The following is a 19,736-nucleotide window of genomic DNA, read 5'->3' on the forward strand; positions in this document are numbered from 1 at the left end:
ACTATTTCCCATCGATGCGTTATTTTTGAAATCACCCAAGTTTAGGATTTAAATACGAGAGGATATAACAACATTTCTATTCAGTCTTATCATCTCGTATACAAAGTCACTGTACTAGCATTACAAAGAAAACGAAGTCTGTTTAGACTTTGTCTACAATCTGAGAGACATCTTATAGATGTCTCTCAGATTGTAGCTAAAGTTGAATTCAAATTCGTTTCTCTTTAACACTAATTCAAACCCACTATTCAGGCTGATCTAAACACTTTTTTTTCAGTCGCTTTAGCGGGTGTTTGTAAATAGGCTTCAACCGCCTCTCGCATAAGCGATGAGGCCGTCTTCTGTTCTTTTTTCGCACGTGCAGTTAAGGTCGCTATTTCTTCCTTCGATAATGTTATCGAAACGACTGGCATCTTAAAAACCTCCCTATTTTGGTATTTTTTCAAACGCTAATTGTTTAATAATCGATTCATGTGCTGGATACTCCGCCAATAATGCTTGCTGCGTGAATAACTTGAAATCGCGGTAATCAAAACCGGGTGAAACCATACAACTGACGAGGCTATAACTATCCGGCGTGTTGACACTTGATCCAAAGATACTGCCCGCTTTAACGACGTATTGTAACACTTCTCCATCATTGGTATTCGGACCGATTTTAGTAGTCGTGTATGTGCCATTGTGTAACTCATGTACCGTTAACGGCTCGCCGGCATGATAATACCACACTTCATCTGACTTAAGCTGATGAAAATGCGATGGATTATTTGCAGTCAATAAAAAATAAATACTCGTGTACAGTGGTCTTTCGGCACCGTTCACCTTAGTTATATAAGATGACGCCAGCTTTTCAACATAATAGCCACCTTCAGGATGTGGTTTTAAACCTAATTCTTTAACCCATTCTTGTTCTGTTTTCATTCATTCTCCCCCTCAATTAACTCACACCCATTTTATCGCAATTTTCACATAATTGCTTGTAATCTAATTTAATAATTACAACTTAAGTTGCAAAAAAAGACAGTTATACCCAATGGTATAACTGTCTGACTATACTCAATACTATGCTTTTTCAACACGCTCTTTTAGTTTATCAGCCACGAATTCAACATCGGTACCGACAATGACTTGGAAGGCTGTTTCGTTAATCTTAACCACACCTTTAGCACCCGCACGTTTCAAAGCATCTTGATCAACATTATTAGTGTCTTTTAGTTGCAAACGTAAACGAGTCGTACAGTTATCAATGACGCTAATATTTTCTGCGCCACCTAAGGCTGCTAAGTACTTATCACCAATCGCATCGTATTTATCGCCTGTAGTTGGCGTTAGCTCTGCTTCATCTGCTTGTGCATTTTCATCAATATCTTCACGACCTGGTGTTTTAATATCGAATTTCAAGATAGCGAAGTAGAAAATAGTAAAGTAGACAGCTGCGAACACAAGTCCGACTAAAATCAAGAGCAACGGTTTTGTTCCTAACCCATAGTTTAAGCCAAAATCAATCGCACCGGCTGAGAAGGTGAACCCCATTTTGATGCCAAGGAAGTTGACGATAAAACCAGAAATACCCGCAAGAACTGCATGTACCACATAAAGTGGAAACGCAATAAACATAAATGAGAATTCAAGTGGTTCGGTAATTCCTGTTAAAAAGGCTGTTAATGCGAGGGATAACATCATCCCAAAGGTTGCTTTACGACGATGTTTCTTAGCAGTTGCTACCATCGCCATTGCGGCTGCTGGTAAACCAAACATCATAATTGGGAAGAACCCTGTTTGGAATGCACCTGCACTCGGATCCTTAGCAAAGAAACGGTTAATGTCACCATTAACAACGACACCCGTAGCGGCATCTGTAAAGCTGCCATAACCAAACCAGAGATAAGAGTTTAACACATGATGTAATCCGGTTGGAATAAGGAGACGGTTAGCAAAGGTGAACACACCTGAACCGACTGCACCTGCACCAACAATAAAGCTGTTTAAATGGTCTAAACCGACTTGAACAGTTGGCCAAATCAACCCAAATACAATCACCAAAATCAAGGTTGCAATCGCATTTAAAAGCAAGGCCAGATGACGTCCGTTAAAGAAGGCACCTTTATCGAATTTATCATATACGCGGTTATAAATAAGTGGTGAACATAAACCTGCAACAAACCCAGCAAACACACCCATGTTAATGCTGTCGTTAATGCCGATAACACCAAAGTTTAAAATAAAGTACATGATAGCACCACTAAGCGCCGCAAGACCACTGTTATCTTTGGCTAAACCAATTGCAATCCCCATTGCAAACATTAAGGGTAAGTATGTAAAAATAGCATTTCCACCGGCATGCATAAATGGAATATTTAACACATCGGCTGCACCTAAACGGTTAAGTAAGCCGGCTGCTGGTAAAACAGCAATTGGAAGCATTAAGGCTTTCCCTACTTTTTGTAATTGAGCTAACATTGTTTAATTTCCTCCTTTTTATAAATGCGGCAACATAATATTGGCAATAAATGAGCCAATAAATAAAGCAACAACACTTGTGATGATAGGTACAAAGCGACGCCCACCGAAGAATGCTAACCATTCTGGCATCTTAATGTTATAAAACTTGTTGTACATAAGTCCACTCGCGATTCCCATGACGAACCCACAAATGATAAAGAAGATTTGTGTGCCAAAGATACCGCCAAAGACAGCGATTGGTTCAGTAACCATAAAGGCTACTTTTGCATCGATTAAAATCGAAAACGACGCCCCAAATACAAGATACCCCACAGCGCCAGCCAAAGCTGCGGCCCCACTATGATCGAAGCCAATTCCGACTGCAAACGCAATTGCTACAATCAATGGAAAAATCAATTGATAGGCATTAAAGATTCCTTCTAAACCTGATTGACCAGTTAAGCTTGCTGCCCAAAAAAACACTAATAAGACAAGTGCAATCGCTACATATGATAGCGAAACACCTAAACGTTTTACTAAACTTTCTTTTTTCATAATCGTTCCTCCTCAATAATAAAATGCTTTTTTATAATTTCATGAACAACTCGTGCACATTTTTCAATCATACCATGACTTTTAGACAGAGTCTATGCTATTGACAATCAATTTCTGCACCAGCGACGTCTGAAATTGGTCTATATCAATCAAAAAAAGAGTAACCGACTTAATGGCTACTCTCCTTTTCAATAAAAAAGTGAATCAACGTATCTTAAAGCTTAGATTACCGTATTCAGTGAAATAAGCATGTCCTTTAAAACGCCACATAAATTTAGTCGGTATTAATCGACTCCGAACATTTCCAACACGATGACGTTGATAAAACTGTGAGGCATTTGCTGCAACAAATAAATCATAGGTTTCTCCTGCTTGCTTATTAGCAAAATCGAACGGAAATAGCAGTTCGATTTTGTCATCCTGTCGTTTCCTTACTTCAATCGGTACACTCGTATATTTAGCCGTTTCCTTATTAGACAGAGTAGAACGTAAATAAAAGGACGCTTCAAATAGTAATGCTTCTAACTGTACCGGCTGTTCGCTCGTTACTTCGACAGTACAGCTCAGTAAATAGCCTCGCCTCGTCCGTTTTACTTTTTCTAATTTAAAGGCAACATCTGTAATAGGGCTCAGCTGCATATCGGTCACCTGATTAAATAAAGTCACCCAGTTCATCACGAACATTTTTTCCGAAAAAGCGTTCATCTTCTCGAGTGCTTTGACTCTCATCTGTTCATATGTAGACTTATCTAGTTCCATCATTTCAACCATTCGCTTCGCTAAGTCCACTATATTACCATTTTGAACCAAATAGCCGTTACTGCCATTATCAATCATATCAGCAGGACCGTATTTAATATCGTACGCTATAACAGGTGTTCCCACAGCCAAACTTTCTTGAATAACCATGCCGAAACCTTCATATAATGATGTTAGAACTGAAAAATCAGCTGTTTGTAACACTTTTTTTGGCTCATTCGTATGGCCTTCAAGAAAAACGGCAGCCTCTAATTGTAAATCTTTAATTAACAGTTGCAGTTTTTTTTCGTTCAGGACCGTCACCATATATATGTAATGTGGCTTTGGGTTCTCGTATGACGACTTCTTTAAATGCTGTAATAGCATCTTCTAAGCGTTTTTCTTGATGCAAGCGCGAAAGGATCACCACCGCAGATGTCCGTTCTTTTATTGGCAACGATTCCGACGTCAACTTAATTGAATGCGGAATCACAAAGTAATTCGACCTGTTACCAAAGCGATGTTGAACATCTTTTTTTTGCTGTTTCGTTAAAAAAACAACACCATCAATTTGATTAAGTGCACCCATAACAACACGATTACCTGCTCGTATAATATCTGTTTCTGGTCGAATATGAATACTATGAGTCATAAAAAACTTTTTTTGATGTATGACTGCTTCATATCCAATAACAGGCGATCCTGCGATCGTGTTTCACTGACAATAATCGTTGGTTCTGTTTTCACGATTTCTTCTAAAATAAAAGCTGTTTTAAAGGCTTCTATGCTTTCGAAATTCCGAATGTTATCATCTTCTTGAAACAAACGTAGTTTTTGAATCTTATCTTTTTCAAATAGACGTTCAATAATAGCTTTTCCATCCGGACGATAGATTATTTGACGATGCACCTTCGTACTGCCCTCTTGATAAAAGCTCCGCATGGCAATACACCCATCTGTATCATAGATCCATTTTTCGTATAACCGTTTTGAATCAGTGAAAAATTCATCTTGCAACACACGGTTATCTATTACACTTCGTTTAACGCGTAATTTATCATTCTCATAATATGTCAATTTTTTCCCACTAGGACGTCCATTCACCAGTGCGCTCGCATCAAAAATAGCTCGTTTAACCTGATGGTTATTGGAAAGTTTACGACAATAATGTTGATTCATATTTATTATTTTCACTCTGTTGTCGAGTTGATAACGTTCTCGGATATTTTCAATCACATCTGGATAGTTCGCATCAAAATTAAATGTCAGTATAAGTATTTCTTCATTCATCTCTTGTGACAATATCCGTGCCTTATTGAGTAATGATGCGGTTAGTCCACCATGTACAGTCTTAATTTCAGAGGTAATAAAAACTTTTTTCATACCATCTACTTCCTTTCAGATTTATTTTTATATCTTTCAAAAACACCCCATCCAGTTGCTTAATTATATCTAATAATTAATTGAAACTAGTTTCAAAATCAGCACTCATTTCGGCGTTTTATGATTTCATTCACCATTAAGGCCTTAAACATTCTCCTTTTCAAGAAACACTTCACTTAAGTTCTGACTTCATTGATGTATCAAAAAAAGCCTTCAATCCGAGGATTAAAGACTTTTCCATGCTATCTTTTTCTTTATTGTTTCTTCACATTGCTCTGGTGTGCAGATATAAAGCTACCATCGCTCAATTTCAATCTTGGCGTCCAATTTGCGGAATAAGTCACCGCTGTAACATTTAAGACAGCCCCTTTTTTATGCAGCTTGCCTCGGGTCCCTGTGTTAAATTCGGTTGTTTTATAGGCATAGTCATCTTTGACCATAATAATTTTTTTAGGATTCGTTGTGTAGTAGTTCGCAATGTTTGACATAGCTTTCACAACATTACTCGTATGGGCACTGACAAATGTTCCATCGTTCAGTTTTAAACGCGGTGTCCAATTTGCTGAATACACAATCCCTGTCACTTTTAAAACAGTGCCTTTTTTCTGTAGTTTTCCACGTGTATTTGTGTTAAACTCGGTTGTTTTATAGACATAATCATCTTTTTTCATGATGATGGTGCTCGGATTAGTCGTATAGTATTTACCGATAGTATCCATTGCCTTCACAACATTACTCGTATGGGCACTGATAAATGTACCATTGCTGAGCTTCAATCGTGGTGTCATATTTGCCGAATACACGATACCTGTCACTTTTAAAACAGTGCCTTTTTTCTGTAAGGCACCGCGAGTACTCGTGTTAAACTCGGTTGTTTTATAGGCATAATCATCTTTTTTCATGATGATTGTTCCTGGATTACTTGTATAATAATTATCAATATTAGACAGTGATTTCACGACATTACTTTGGTGAGCTGACACGTACAAGCCGTTTGTCAGCAGTAAACGTGGTATCCAATCTGATGAATACTCAATTGCTTTAACATTGAGCAAAGTCGACGCAGCATATTGTTTCACCTTCGTTTTAGCGTTGAATTCTGGACTCGAGTAAGCATAATCCGCTCGTTTCATATTGATTTTTTTAGGATTAGTCGTATAGTACTTGGCAATCGTATCCATTGCTTTCACGACATTACTTGTATGTGCGGATACATACGTTCCGTTGCTTAGTTGTAAGCGAGGTGTCCAATTTGCTGAGTAAACAATTGCTTTAACAGTTAAGACCTGTCCTTTTTTCTGTAAGGCACCTCTCGTACCTGTATTGAATTCTGTTGTTTTATAAACATAGTCATCCTTTTTCATGATGATTGTCTTAGGATTAGTCGTATAGTATTTCGAAATAGTTGCCATTGCTTTGACAACATTTGACTGATGGGCAGTTAAATACAAGCCATTTGTGAGTAAGAGTCGCGGTGTGCCATTAGCAGAATAAGAAATACTTTTGACATTGAGCACGGCACCTTTTTTATACAATTTATTTCTTGTTCCAGTGTTAAACTCTGTTGTATTGTAAGCATAGTCATCTTTTTTCATGATGATTTTACTCGGATTAGTGGTGTAATAATTAGCCACATTTGATACCAGTTGCTGGACATTGCTGCGATGCGCCGTAAAATAAGTGCCATCTGACAATTGTAGACGAGGCGTACCATTTTTAGATTTTTCAATCGCTGTCACCGTCAAAATGGTACCCGACGCGTAATTTTTAACCCGATTAGCTGTTGTAAATTCAACACCCTTATAAGAGTAATCCGCTTTTTTAGTGACGACTTTTTTAGGATTGCTTGTATAGTAGTTGGCTAAATTAACGGTATCTTCAAACGCCTCTTTATCCCAAGCGACTAAGTTATTATATTCAATCGTACTTTGTAATTTACCAGGGTAATCTGGATCTGTTGCATAGCCCGCTTCCCAAATAAGTTGCGTCGCTTTTTTATAATCTTTTTGACCTAGCACTTTAGCATAACGACTATTGTCGACTAAAAACTTGCCGTGATCTTCCATACTTTCTTTCCAAGAAGGGTACTTTCGGAACTCTGCATTAACAGTCACCCATTGTCCATTAATGTATTCAGCAGTTGGCCATAATTCGTATTGATTATTGTAGCGGCCTTTAATGCCGAATAAGTTATTGGCACTCGTTGATAAGCCTGATGAGCCCCAACCACTTTCTAGTACAGCCTGTGACCCGGTTAGTGACGGCAGTACCTTATATTTTTTCCAGCCCGAGATGGCACCAGCTTTAATTTTATTTAAAAAAGCTTGCGTATTCGTGACGGCCGTTGCCGACGTTGTACTCACGCTTCGCTTAGAGCGACTGTTCGTTTCAACCTCATAATAGCCTGGCCCCCGTGTCGGGTCCAATTCCATCTTGGGTAAATCGCGCATCACATCTGCCACCGCTTGAGCGAGTGCATCTTCTGATTCCTCAGTCATCCGTGTTTCAGCTTGCGTGCTATTTTCTGACTCTGTACGTTCTGTCTGACTTGTTGTGGGTGGTTTTTCTACTTCGGTTGACTCACTTGTGACCTGGTTTTCCGAAGTACTACTTTCAGTTTCATTTTGTGAAACACTTTGTTCGCTCTCTGACTGACTATCAGAATCAGTCATTGAACTATTCGCATATACTGGTGGCATGACGGTTAAAGACATTGTCGTTACCATCGCCAAGAGCATAATTTTTTGTCGCATCCACTTCACCTCAACTTAATTTATTATCATACCGACCATTATACCATCGCCAATTATTCTTTTTCGTTCATCTTTTTCACTAGGATAGACTTTTTTGACCAATCCCCCACACCTCTTACCTATCATACAATAGATACGACGCCTTTAGCTATTTTTAATCGTTTTGTAATAAAGATGTAATACGCTAGAACTAGTCTTTTGTCAAACAAAGTGAAAAAAGAAGCCGCTGAGGCGGCTTCTTTCAGATTGTAGACAAATTCTAAACAGTATTCATTTTCTTTAAAATGCTATTACAGTGACTTTTCCTACGAGATGATAAGACTGAATAGAAACGTTGTTATATCCTCTAGTATTTAAATCCTAAACTTGGGTGATTTCAAAAATAACGCATCGACGGGAAATAGTCGAGACGTTATTTTCTCCAATCACTGCAGTTTAGAACGGCTTTAAATTCTTTTGTTCTAGGAAACACGAGTCTTTGAGGCTTTTTTTTATTTCTCTGTCAGCATTATTCGACTCATACTCACTTGTGTTAATAACATTAACTCCGTATTCACATAATGAACCTAATCTAACTCTAATGCGAGTTCTTTAATCAATGCTTTAACTTGGTGTTTAATTTCAGGATGATCCAGTGCAAAACGTAAAGTTGTGTCAACAAAACCGAATTTATCACCGACATCATAACGTGTGCCTTCAAACTCAAACGCTAACACCTGTTGTGTTTTGTTCAAACGATCGATTGCATCCGTCAATTGAATTTCATCACCCGCACCAGCTTCTTGTGTTTCAAGCAACTCAAAAATTGCCGGTGTTAATAAATAACGCCCTAAAATCGCTAATTGACTAGGAGCATCTTCCACCCGCGGTTTTTCAACAAAACCTTTAACACTGTAAAGATGTTCCGCAATTTCAGTGATTGGATTAATGATACCATAGCGTTGCGTATCTTCCTTTGGAACGGTTTGAACTCCAATAATTGAACGCTGTGTTTTATCATACTGTGTGATTAATTGTTTCACACACGGCTCCTCTGATTTAACAATATCGTCACCTAGCAACACAACAAACGGTTCATTCCCCACAAACCCTTTCGCTTGTAAAATCGCATCACCTAAGCCACGTGGACTTTTTTGACGAATAAAATGGATATTAATTTTAGACGTTTCTTGCACCATCGCTAACATTTCCAACTTGTTTTTATCTAACAAGTTTTGTTCTAACTCAGGTGCCGTGTCGAAATGATCTTCAATTGATCGTTTCCCTTTACCGGTCACAATTAAAATTTCTTCAATGCCAGAAGCAACTGCTTCTTCAACAATATATTGAATCGTTGGTTTATCAATGATTGGTAACATTTCTTTAGCGGTTGCCTTCGTTGCAGGTAAGAAGCGCGTACCTAAACCTGCCGCTGGAATAACTGCTTTTTTTACTTTCATGATGAATTCCCTCCTTATTGTCGGTCTTAACTTTTAAAAATAGCCGTAAATTCTTCACGTGATTGTGCTTTTGGTGCTTCAAAATCAAACGCATTCAAGTCGATACTAGCCCCTAAATAATCAGTTATGCCTTGAGTAATTCCCATTTCCGTATTTTCAACAATTAGTGCTTCATTATTTTGCAATAAGGTAATTGTCTCTGTCAAATTCACCGTTATGACATCAGTCCCCACTGCTAATGCTTCATAAACAACCAAACCGAGACCTTCATAATGAGACGATAACACAAAGGCATCAATCGCTTTTAATAAGACATAAGGGTTTCTCATCCCACCAAGTATTATTATGTTCTCTCGGGCACTGCTTTGTCGAACTTTTTCGATTGTTTCTTTTTTCAATACGCCATGCGGACACACCAATACAAGTGCAATTTGATTGTTCTGCTCATAATTTCGTTCAAAGGCTTCTATCAAGCGGTCGTGGCCTTTTTGATAATCATAACGGCCGATATTCATAAAGACTGTTATCTGCTCATCCGCAATAAATTCAAGCAATCGCAGTTTTGAAATACGCAACTGATCGACGATGAACTTATTCGGGTAGTGCAAATCGGGCTGCTCCTCTTTTAATGCTTTAAGCAGTTTGTTCTCAGGGTTTAAAATGGTCGGAAACGTCTCTGCTAAGGTCTTTTCAAGGCCTGTTAATGCCTGTTCTACGTGTGTGAAAATTGTTTGCTCATTAGCGGTTAACGCTGCTTGCCCATTGAGCAGTAACTGACCGTTCTGTACATTGGTATGTGTTCCGACTAAATCATTTAATAACACTGCCTTCCGGTAGTTATCCGTTGCCATACGCTCCTCATTAAAAGAGTAATCGACTGGTACATCGACCAAACTTGCTATCAAACTCTCAGCAGCAAAGCGACGTACGCGTTCTTCACCTAAAAAATTATTAACCACGATAACTTTGTCGGCAATACCTGCTATTTTCTCAACAAGTTCTTCCCTTAAATTTTCATGGACTAAAACAACTTTTGAGGCCGACTGATATGCGCCAAAAACGACTTTCTTACTAAAATTTTGTTTGGCCTCATATTCTTGAAACATATCCGTATGCACGTACATAACCGTCTTATGGTTCATGTGACGTACCATTTCAGCATACTTTCGTTCAAAACCAGTGTAATGAATGAACCAGTCCACTTTAAGAGTACCAAAGACACGCTGATACTCCGCTTGATATATTTTCGCTAATATTTTATTGATAAATGGAAATTTAAACCATTCTTTCCACATATATTGTGAATTGATGAGACGTTGTATTAACGTACCATTCATCGAACCCGGAACAGGATAAAATTGTACATTTTCAGGAAGGTTTTTCAGCTTATAAAAATGTTCTTTTTTCACTTTGTTTTTTCCAAAGAAGCAAATGTAATTACGTTCGCTCGTGTCAATATTTTCCAATGTATTTAACAACGCTGATGTAATCCCATTATCCCAAAAACCACCTGATAAAATAACGACTGTTTCTTTTCCGTTATGTACCTTCGAACTGATTATCTTAGGACTGGTCTTATTCATCAGTATATAGTTCATTAAATCATGGCTACCATGTTGGTAGTCAAACTGACAAAAACGTTGAGACATTGCTTCGTAATTACCGATTGTTGCTTGCTTACTGAGTCGAGCCATCACGCCCTCAATCGTTGCTGTCTGATAGAAAGGATAGCTCGCCACATCTTCATATAAGCCACGAGTCAGTTGATAGTCTAACAAGTCATGCGTATACAGTATGATGTCTTTCTTTGTGTTTATAAAATCATACATAATCGACGAATAATCTGTAATTAGTACATCTACGATGGCAATGAAAGCATATAATTCGACGTCAGTAGGTAACAATCTTATTTGTGGAAATTCTGAAATGTCGATGTCACTTTGGAACGGGTGTAATTTGACATAGAACATAGTATTTTCTTCTAAATGAGCTGCAATGTAAGCTAAGTCCGCGGCTACTTTTTGATTATCATTATTGACGTTACCGACATCACCTCGCCACGTTGGCATATAGAAAATGATTTTTTTTCGTTTTCAACTTAAGCTTCGTGCGTAATTCAGTCTGATGCATCTGATCAAATAAAATAGCATTTCGAGGCGAGGGTGCAATCACAAATTCACCGCTGTAAACATTTTTTAGATGGTAGGTTTCGACTAATATATCCTTAGTATATTCATTGCTCACAACAATTTGATCAGCCATGTAAAAATTTCGTTGGACATTTGCGACATCAGTTACAACCGCCATATCTTTCCCCATGTGTTTTAAGGGTGTGCCATGCCAGACAATCACATATTTTTGACCTTCCTTTTTATTGAAGAACGGGAAAAACGATGTGTCATTCACTAACAATTCAACGGTTGTTAATAATCGATGGTACTCCGCTGACAGATGTTCCACGACAATCACGCGTGTAAAACCATTGTTTTTCAGAAAGGATCGATCAGCTACGACATTTTGTGATGCCACATACACTTTATATTCAGGGTGATTTTTTTCGATATCTTTCATCATATAAAAGATATGTCCATGAATACTACGGCCATGTGTCGATTCAAACAAGACCGTCTTTTTCTCTATTTTTTTTGAAAAATACCACTTTGCATAATTATATTTCACTTTGTTTTTTTCTGTATTTTTGCAGTAGTTTAGTCATTGCACTCTCCTATAACTCATCATTTTTAGTAAAAACACTCGCAACCACTCGTGCGGTCGCTAACCCATCTTCTAAGTAACAAAAACGGTCATAAAACGCTGTTGACGGCTCTTTTTCCAAGCGAATCGCCCGAATGAGATCAGCCGTTGTTTGCACCATTATGCCTGGTAAAGCAGCACTAATTTCAGGATAGATTCCACGTATTTCATTTTGATAGGCATCCCAATCCGGTGTAAAAAAGATAATGGGGCGTTTTAAAATAGCATAATCAAAAAAGACGGATGAATAATCGGTGATTAGGATATCACTAATTAAGAAATACTCATTTATATCGATTGTTTGAGGTACCTTAATCGCAAACTGATCGTACTCAGCTGGAATGGTTAAGTGATCGGCAATCAAATAATGCCATTTAATTAAGACAATGTAATCTTTTCCTAGCTCAGCATGCATTGTCTTTAAATCAAATTCTAAAAAGGCTTTATATTTTCCTCTACGATAGCTTTGATTATCCTTCCATGTTGGTGCATATAAAATAATTTTCTTATTACAAGGTAATTTCAAACGTTCTTTAATCGCCTTGACTTCCGCTACTTTATAATTTGACAAACGATCATTACGCGGATAACCAGTAGTTATAATACGATTTGAATCAACTTGAAAAGCTCGTTCAAACACATTGGCCGCGTAGTCATTTTGCGCCAGTAATACATCCCATTTTTTTGTATCACGTGTGAAATTCACTCGATAATTCGCAGTTGTTGTACCTGGCATCGTCACTTCTTCAATATCCGTTCCTAATTTTTTGAGAGGGGTTCCGTGCCATGTTTGTAAATACGTTGTCTGGCTGTTTTTAACAAGCCAATCCGGTTGACGCGTATTATTCACCCAGTAACGTGCCCTCGCCATTAGCATTATCCATTTAAATGAACCACGACGAACAAATTCGCAACCAGAAGCAACGAATACCGGTTCAAATGAAGCTTTCACTGACCAAATTAAACGGTAGTGTTGGTAAGCTTTAGCATTTTTCATGTAGTCATAAAGTGCTTTAGGACTATCACTCAGTTGTTTTCCAAAGAAACTTTCAAAGATAATAACATCCTTTGCCGACAAACGTGCCATTATTTTCATAATAAAACACGCGATTTTTTTTTTTCATTAAACGTCCTCCTCGACACCATAACAAGCCTCTAAACTAATGTTATATTACCATATCTCTCATCTAATTTAATATTATAAGCTGCTTTTTTGTATAGACAAATTGACTATATTAAAAAAGGAGGATAGTGAGGAATAATTAATCCTCACTATTCCCCTTTTTTATACTTGCAAGTCTTTTTTTATCATCGAAGTCGAAATACCTTCTGTTCGATCGAGATAAATCACTTCACATTGTTCCACTAAGAAGTCAAACTTCCCTTTCCAATCATCACCCATTACAAAGACATCAATGTCATGTTTTTTAATGTCCGTCTTCTTTTGCTCCCAATTATCTTCTGGAATGACCTCGTCGACATATTTAATCGCTTCGAGTATGTATTTACGGTGACTGTAATTATGATAAGCCTCCTTATGCTTCAGTAAATTGAACTCATCTGTTGATATCGCGACAGTCAGATGATCGCCTAAACTTTTCGCACGTTCTAATAAGCGGATATGTCCCCAATGTAATAAATCAAATGTCCCATATGTGATTATTTTTTTCATCGTTCATTCTCCTTTTAGTAGGTTATCCTCAGTTTTTTGTCTCAGTAAATAATCAATTGTATTGACGCTTGCTTTGCCAGGGGTCTCAGCAAACCATTTCTCTTTAAAAGAAACCACATGTGAAGCTACTTCTACATCACATTTGCTTAACCATTCACAAAGAGCTGCCTCTGTTTGTAAAATTTCGCCTGGCAGTTTTTCTAAAATATCATCATAAAAGCCGCGCTCACTTTGATAGCGTTCAATGTCCGGCATAAAAAAAGCCATTGGCTTAGCCAGGAGACTGTAATCGAATAAAATCGATGAATAATCCGTAATTAAGGCATCACTAGCCACGAGCAATTCACTTGTTGTCATATGCGAGCGATTGAGCTGCAGACGCTTACGATATTCTTGAGGAACCTGCCATTGTTTTTGATTGTAGGGATGTAATTGTACGATTAAAATGAGATTGTTTTGTTCCAATGACGCATATAATGCCGCTATATTTTTAAATGGCAACGTAAATCGTTCACGTTTTCTATTTATTTCCCTAAATGTCGGAGCATAAACCACTCTTTTTGTTGCTTCATTTATTTTTTTTGAAAAAAACGATCACATTTTGCGATGCTCGTTGCTTTGAATTCAGGGTTTAATAATACATCAGTTTTTGGCGTCCCCAATGCTAACACATTCTCAGGTGGCATTTGAAAAGCTTCTGCGAACGCCGGGATGGCTGCTGGTGAACTCACGATTGCTTTATCATAATTAGAATGAGTTGAAATGAGCGCCTGTTCGTATTGTTGCAATGTTGTTGTCGGTATTTGTTTGAGACTGTGCCCGAATTTTTTCAATGCACCAGCTGCATGCCACACTTGAATAACTTCGACTCCCTGTCTTTTTTCAACTAAATACACAGGCAAACAGTAGTCATCGATAACAATGTAACGAGCGGTTGCAAGCTGATAGAGCATTTTCATAAAGAAAATTGGTGTTTTAATTAATTGCGTTAAGTTCGTTGCAATTTTACCATTATATTCAACGATACGTAGTGTTATGGTTCGACGCTGCAGTTCTTCTATTAGCGGTGTTAGATTCTCACTAGCACCCGTACTCCGCGTCGAGATAAAGACTGCTTTTTGTTTTAGAGGGAATAATGTCAGTACTTTATATAGCAGACCAACACACCCTCTAATTATCTGTTTTACACAAATTTTACTTATCGTTAATAATTTTCCCATCATAAACACCCTTGTCTATATTTGCCATTCCATCACTGTTTTACCCCAATACTGATTGAGGTCTTTTTCAAATGCCTGGATAATGTCCTCTGTTTTGCGGACTTTAATAACCTGACCAATTAAACGTTGCAATTCGTCGGCACCATCCGGGTGTTCGACAAAAAAGGCAACGACATTTTCAAAATCTTCCCGTTCAGAGCGGGTACTCCCTTGGAGCGTCAAACCTTTTTCGAGTACCATCCGTGTGTTGAGCGGTACTAAATCTTCCGATACACCTAGTAAACTGATGTAACCGAGCGGGTTAATATAATCAATTATCTGATTCACCGCATCGCCGCTATTATTACCTCCGACACATTCAAAGGCGTGATCAAAGCTAAAATCAGCAGGTAAATCATTGCTCGTGTATGCTTCATCGGCAAACGAAAAATAATCTAACTTCTGTTGTGTCCGACCGACAATAATAATGTTGGCGTCGGGATATTTTTTCTTCAAGATTAACGTCGCGATATAACCAAGCGACCCATTACCCCAAACAGCAATACGATTACGACGGGCATGCGCCGTTTTCTCAAACCGCGAGATGCCATGCATCGCAACGCTAATTAATTCTGAAAACGAAGCCATTCGCAAATCAATCTCATCGGGTAATACGACTAACCGGTCACGATTGATTGCAATGTAATCCTGCGTGAAACCATCGCTCGCACTTGAACGGAATTTTGAACTTGGCAAATAGTTTGCACCGATTAATTCGTCTTTTTCATACGGTGTATTTGGCACCATGATAACAGCTTGGCCCCGCTTCAACGCACCGGTTGGATCGTAAGACACCTCACCCACACTTTCATGTGTTAAGGCCATCGGTAACTTTTTCTTGAGAATTTCTTCGCCCCGTGTCCCGGTATAATACCGTTGGTCAGCCTTACAAATACTAATAAATTTCGGACGAACAATCACCTTATCCGTATTCAATGAAATATCTTCGTAACTGACCTCAATTCGGCGGGGCGCCACTAATTTATAGACTTGGTTGATCATCTTTGTCACCTTCAATCATATGGTTGGCCACGTTAAAGTCATACGGATTTGTGACTTTAATGTTAGACACTTCACCTTCGACTAGTTTCACTTTTTCGCCTGATAAAATAAACACTTTACAACCATCACTTAAAATCGCCTTAGCATCTTCAGACAAGTCATCAAATAAACGGACAAGTTTTGCGACATTGAAACTTTGTGGCGTTTGACCTTGATACATATGATCACGGTTAGGAATACTTTGGATGAATTCGCCATCCTCAGAAGCAACAATCGTATCAATCGCGCCGATCACCGTGTCTACGGCGTCATATTTCAAAACACTGTCGATGTTGTCTTCAATAATACGATGCGTAATAAAAGGCCGCACCGAATCATGTGTAATGATAACATCTTCAGCTGTCAACAAGCCTTCTGCTTGTAAATAACGCGGACCCGCTAACAATGATTCACTCCGGTCAGTACCACCCGACAAAATCATTAAGCGCTCATCTGTAAGTCCGTATGTTTTTAACAAATTTTTAGCATGTACAAGCCATTCTGGATGAACCACGATAAAGATTTTATCAAAGCGATTATTTAATACGAATTTTTCAATGGTATGAATAATTATCGGTTTATTTCCTAATTTCAAAAATTGTTTAGGCATATTGACGTTACCCATTCGCGAACCAATTCCACCTGCTAATATCTCTGCATAAATCATCTATAACACTCCTCTATTGAATTCTTTCACCTATTTAACGCGACCCCAAATAATTTCTTCTTCGACTACTTCTTCTGCTGTTTCAAAAGCATCGTTAACGATTAAATCAACGAATCGCTCACTGGCCTTACCATCGAGATCATCGAAGTAATAATTTTTAAATATTTCTAGTCGTTGATGATTGATTTTATTTTGTTGTAATTTTTCAATTAAAGTTGGTGTGTTTGACGCAAACGAACCAGGGATAAAATCAAAATAATCATAATAAAAATCGCGATCACTCATATATTCGCCTAAATCTGGACTAAAGAACACCATCGGTTTATCAAGCAGAGCATATTCGAAGCATACTGATGAATAATCGGTAATCAGTTGGTCACTGATGAGCAACAAATCATTGATTTCACGGTAGGCTGATACATCGTAATAGAACTCGTTATATTCGTACGGAATTTCTGGTTTATTTTGCACGAATGGATGGATTTTTAGTAAGAAAACATACTCGTCTTTTAACGCTTCATAAATTTGTTTGAAATCAATCATTCCAAATGGATAATGAGCTGATTGTTGCCCATTCCCTCTGAACGTTGGCGCAAACAAAATAACTTTTTTACCGTTTATAAATGGTAATTCTTCTTTTAATCGCTCGATAACCGCGGCCTTTTTAGCTTCATCGAAAAACAAATCAGTTCTCGGTGCGCCAATTGGCATTACAGTCTCAGGTGCAATCCCAAATCCCTCGGCATATTTATCGACAATATTGGTTGAACTAACTAACACACGTGTGTAATTCCGATGATTGAGTGAGGTTATTTTCGGCCCACCAGGCATGCCTACGCGGCTGTAACCAAATGTTTTAAAGGCGCCAACGGCATGCCAAACTTGAATTAGCTCACTGTCTTTACGAATTTTTAATGGATAGATTAACGGATAAAAATCATCAACCAATACATATTTACTCGTTGCAATTGCTTGCGCTAACGTTCGTAGCTCTTTTAAACTTTTTGGCTGTTTAATCGATCCTTTTAAATAAAACGAAATTTTATGATCGGTGCCGCGTTTTTTTAGTTCTTCATATATATATTCAAAGTTACCAGTAATATCGGTCCGGCTATCTGATAAGAAGGCTACTTTTTTAGCACTGACAGGTAAGGTGCAATAAAATTTATAAAACAGTTTGAAATACTTCCGTTTTAAGGCACGCATTAAACGTCCCTCAGTCACTTCGCCGCCTTCAAGTTGGTCAAGCGGATTGACATCCGATAATTTTTTCGAAACCACTTTGATTTCTTCACTCAAGCCATTATATGACACGGTTAATTTGAATTTTTTGTTACTGCGCGCCGAATAACTTTGCATCGTTGTTGAATGCACATAGTTCCCTTTGATTTCTGCTAATTTACCTAATGAAACAGTTTGTTTACGCCACTCGCCCTTAATATATTGCGACACTTCTATCTTCATTGTGTAATCGCCAATCGCTAATGGACTGCCTTCACTGATTTTTTGAAAATCAACTTCCCCTTCGTAACCACCTAATGGAAAACGGGCATCAGCTGTTGCAAGCTTGCTATTTCGCAAGGGGATTTCAATCGGTTCAACTTCTTCTGAACGCGAACTTAAAATGAGTTTTTTGCTAATTTTATATTTATCTGACTCTGGAAAACCAGGGAAATAAGCCGTCCCTTGGATAACTAAAAAAGAACCGTTAAAGTACATTTTTCCCATATAACGATGGACAAGTAATTCACTCTTATCTTCAAACTGATTCAACAGCTGTTTTATTTCGCCGTCTTTTTTTCCTAGTAACATACTCATCATACTGGTTACGACAAATTCTTTTTTATTTCCAATGGATTCAAGTTCCACTTGCTCAATTTCTGCTTCGGTCTCATCGAACCTTTGTTTTTCAGTTTTTTTATTTTCCGTCATGATCCCCTTAACCTTCCCTATCTATGTTTTTAGCCCGATTTTTCGGCGCTTTTTTTAGATTTACTCATGCATATGATACCATATTTCTACGGTAAACACACCGAAAAAAGGGTTGGATCCAACTACCATCCGTTGCTATTTAGTAACATACTGTTGAACAAAAGAAAGTGTTTTGGTTGCAAATAGCTTTTTATCCACTGGAAAAGCTTCCACATGATTGGCCCCTTTAGCAATATAAATTGCTTTAGGACCCTTCGTTGCCTCATATAACTCGTATGCAAATGCTGTTGGGACGAAGCTGTCTTTATCACCATGAATAACGAGCAAAGGTATTTCATTTGTTTTTAGCGCTTCTTTTGGATCTGCTTGTCCAAAGAAATAACCTGCTCTCAGTTTGGTTATACCGCTGGTGATTTGTAACAGTGGAAAACTTGGCAAGTGATAAAGTTCTTTCATTTGATGGCTTAATTCAGCTACTGCTGATGTGTAGCCACAGTCTTCGACGATGGCCTTAACGTTTTTCGGTAGATTTTCAGATGTCGCTAACATTACTGTTGCTCCTCCCATACTATGCCCATGTAGTACGATTTGCGAGGCTGAACCATTCATTTGTATCGTCTTATCAACCCAGCGCTTAAAGTCGTTTTTTTTCTAAATAACCAAACCCTACATACTTACCTTCGCTTTTTCCATGGGCACGCATATCAGGTACGAGCACGTTATAGCCCTGCTCATGGTACATTTTAGCAATACCTGCCATATCTAAACGTGACCCCATATAACCATGAGCAATAATGACTGTCGTATTGTTCTTTTTTTCTGCTGCTATATATGACGCACTTAATTTCAAATCATCTTTAGATGTAATTGTCCAATCCGCCTTCACAGCTTCCTTTTCAAACCATTGTTTTTCAGTATATAACTTATCCTTTGATATGTCTGTTTCCTCAGCTGCCAAAAAAGCTTTATCGCCTGGTACGACTGCTACATTAAAGAAATAATTACCCGCGACCAACAATCCTCCACTCACTAATAAAACGATTACGATTAACATAACAACCACTCTTTTCTTTGTCATAACTGCCTCTTTTCTTTGTCTGT

19 protein-coding genes and 1 pseudogene are annotated in these 19,736 nt (G+C 38.1%); all 20 read right to left on the minus strand.

The window, feature by feature from the left end:
* Nucleotides 1-248: 248 nt before the first annotated feature.
* The 20 genes and pseudogenes from BCAMP_RS13185 to BCAMP_RS13920 all read right to left on the minus strand — a co-directional run bounded on the left by BCAMP_RS13185 (nt 249) and on the right by BCAMP_RS13920 (nt 19,713).
* Nucleotides 249-413 carry a ribbon-helix-helix domain-containing protein gene (locus BCAMP_RS13185; protein ID WP_084038747.1) on the minus strand — a complete coding sequence of 55 codons (165 nt, stop codon included), beginning with the start codon at nt 411-413 and terminating at the stop codon, nt 249-251.
* Nucleotides 414-426: 13 nt separating this feature from the next.
* Entirely contained in the window at nt 427-921 is a 495-nt protein-coding gene (locus BCAMP_RS08980; RefSeq protein ID WP_035315099.1) for a cupin domain-containing protein, read from the minus strand.
* A gap of 141 nt (nt 922-1,062) precedes the next feature.
* The gene (locus tag BCAMP_RS08985) at nt 1,063-2,460 is read right to left on the minus strand and encodes a PTS transporter subunit EIIC (RefSeq protein ID WP_035315101.1); all 1,398 of its coding nucleotides are present in this window, start codon (nt 2,458-2,460) and stop codon (nt 1,063-1,065) included.
* Between the two features lie 18 nt (nt 2,461-2,478).
* Nucleotides 2,479-2,997 (minus strand): PTS transporter subunit EIIC, encoded by a 519-nt coding sequence (locus tag BCAMP_RS08990; RefSeq protein ID WP_035315103.1) that lies wholly within the window; start codon nt 2,995-2,997, stop codon nt 2,479-2,481.
* A gap of 204 nt (nt 2,998-3,201) precedes the next feature.
* Nucleotides 3,202-4,062, minus strand: coding sequence for a glycosyltransferase (locus BCAMP_RS08995; RefSeq protein ID WP_035315104.1), 861 nt, complete (start codon nt 4,060-4,062; stop codon nt 3,202-3,204).
* Nucleotides 4,019-4,387: a glycosyltransferase gene (locus BCAMP_RS13910; RefSeq protein ID WP_035315105.1), complete on the minus strand. Its 369-nt coding sequence runs from the start codon at nt 4,385-4,387 to the stop codon at nt 4,019-4,021. Before BCAMP_RS13910 ends, BCAMP_RS08995 begins: the two co-directional genes overlap by 44 nt.
* Nucleotides 4,384-5,118, minus strand: coding sequence for an alpha-glucosyltransferase N-terminal domain-containing protein (locus BCAMP_RS09005; RefSeq protein ID WP_035315106.1), 735 nt, complete (start codon nt 5,116-5,118; stop codon nt 4,384-4,386). Before BCAMP_RS09005 ends, BCAMP_RS13910 begins: the two co-directional genes overlap by 4 nt.
* Nucleotides 5,119-5,372: 254 nt before the next feature.
* Nucleotides 5,373-7,871, minus strand: coding sequence for a glycoside hydrolase family 73 protein (locus BCAMP_RS12680; RefSeq protein ID WP_051456999.1), 2,499 nt, complete (start codon nt 7,869-7,871; stop codon nt 5,373-5,375).
* 566 nt (nt 7,872-8,437) lie between these two features.
* Entirely contained in the window at nt 8,438-9,310 is an 873-nt protein-coding gene (gene galU, locus BCAMP_RS09015) for a UTP--glucose-1-phosphate uridylyltransferase GalU (RefSeq protein ID WP_035315107.1), read from the minus strand.
* Between the two features lie 26 nt (nt 9,311-9,336).
* Nucleotides 9,337-10,959, minus strand: coding sequence for a glycosyltransferase (locus BCAMP_RS09020; RefSeq protein ID WP_408605190.1), 1,623 nt, complete (start codon nt 10,957-10,959; stop codon nt 9,337-9,339).
* A pseudogene (locus tag BCAMP_RS15100) lies at nt 10,954-11,989 on the minus strand (CDP-glycerol glycerophosphotransferase family protein); the annotation flags it as partial. The pseudogene BCAMP_RS15100 and the gene BCAMP_RS09020, both read right to left, overlap by 6 nt.
* 46 nt (nt 11,990-12,035) lie before the next feature.
* The gene (locus tag BCAMP_RS09025; RefSeq protein WP_051457002.1) at nt 12,036-13,160 is read right to left on the minus strand and encodes a CDP-glycerol glycerophosphotransferase family protein; all 1,125 of its coding nucleotides are present in this window, start codon (nt 13,158-13,160) and stop codon (nt 12,036-12,038) included.
* 189 nt (nt 13,161-13,349) lie between these two features.
* Nucleotides 13,350-13,736, minus strand: coding sequence for a glycerol-3-phosphate cytidylyltransferase (tagD, locus tag BCAMP_RS09030; RefSeq protein ID WP_035315108.1), 387 nt, complete (start codon nt 13,734-13,736; stop codon nt 13,350-13,352).
* Nucleotides 13,737-13,739: 3 nt separating this feature from the next.
* Complete coding sequence (locus tag BCAMP_RS14775) at nt 13,740-14,291, minus strand: CDP-glycerol glycerophosphotransferase family protein (protein ID WP_198015759.1); 552 nt, start codon at nt 14,289-14,291, stop codon at nt 13,740-13,742.
* Between the two features lie 17 nt (nt 14,292-14,308).
* Nucleotides 14,309-14,959 carry a CDP-glycerol glycerophosphotransferase family protein gene (locus BCAMP_RS14780; RefSeq protein ID WP_084038753.1) on the minus strand — a complete coding sequence of 217 codons (651 nt, stop codon included), beginning with the start codon at nt 14,957-14,959 and terminating at the stop codon, nt 14,309-14,311.
* A gap of 12 nt (nt 14,960-14,971) precedes the next feature.
* Entirely contained in the window at nt 14,972-15,997 is a 1,026-nt protein-coding gene (locus tag BCAMP_RS09045) for a ribitol-5-phosphate dehydrogenase (protein WP_035315111.1), read from the minus strand.
* On the minus strand, nt 15,978-16,703 hold the full coding sequence (locus BCAMP_RS09050; protein WP_035315113.1) for an IspD/TarI family cytidylyltransferase: 726 nt from the start codon (nt 16,701-16,703) through the stop codon (nt 15,978-15,980). The genes BCAMP_RS09045 and BCAMP_RS09050 overlap by 20 nt, the downstream gene beginning before the upstream one ends.
* A gap of 30 nt (nt 16,704-16,733) precedes the next feature.
* Nucleotides 16,734-18,635 carry a CDP-glycerol glycerophosphotransferase family protein gene (locus tag BCAMP_RS14415; RefSeq protein ID WP_051457003.1) on the minus strand — a complete coding sequence of 634 codons (1,902 nt, stop codon included), beginning with the start codon at nt 18,633-18,635 and terminating at the stop codon, nt 16,734-16,736.
* 135 nt (nt 18,636-18,770) lie between these two features.
* Nucleotides 18,771-19,244, minus strand: a complete 474-nt coding sequence (locus BCAMP_RS13915; protein ID WP_198015760.1) for an alpha/beta hydrolase — start codon at nt 19,242-19,244, stop codon at nt 18,771-18,773.
* 25 nt (nt 19,245-19,269) lie between these two features.
* On the minus strand, nt 19,270-19,713 hold the full coding sequence (locus BCAMP_RS13920) for an alpha/beta hydrolase (protein ID WP_198015761.1): 444 nt from the start codon (nt 19,711-19,713) through the stop codon (nt 19,270-19,272).
* Nucleotides 19,714-19,736: the final 23 nt, after the last annotated feature.

This window comes from Brochothrix campestris FSL F6-1037 (genome assembly GCF_000525915.1).
Taxonomy (GTDB): domain Bacteria; phylum Bacillota; class Bacilli; order Lactobacillales; family Listeriaceae; genus Brochothrix; species Brochothrix campestris.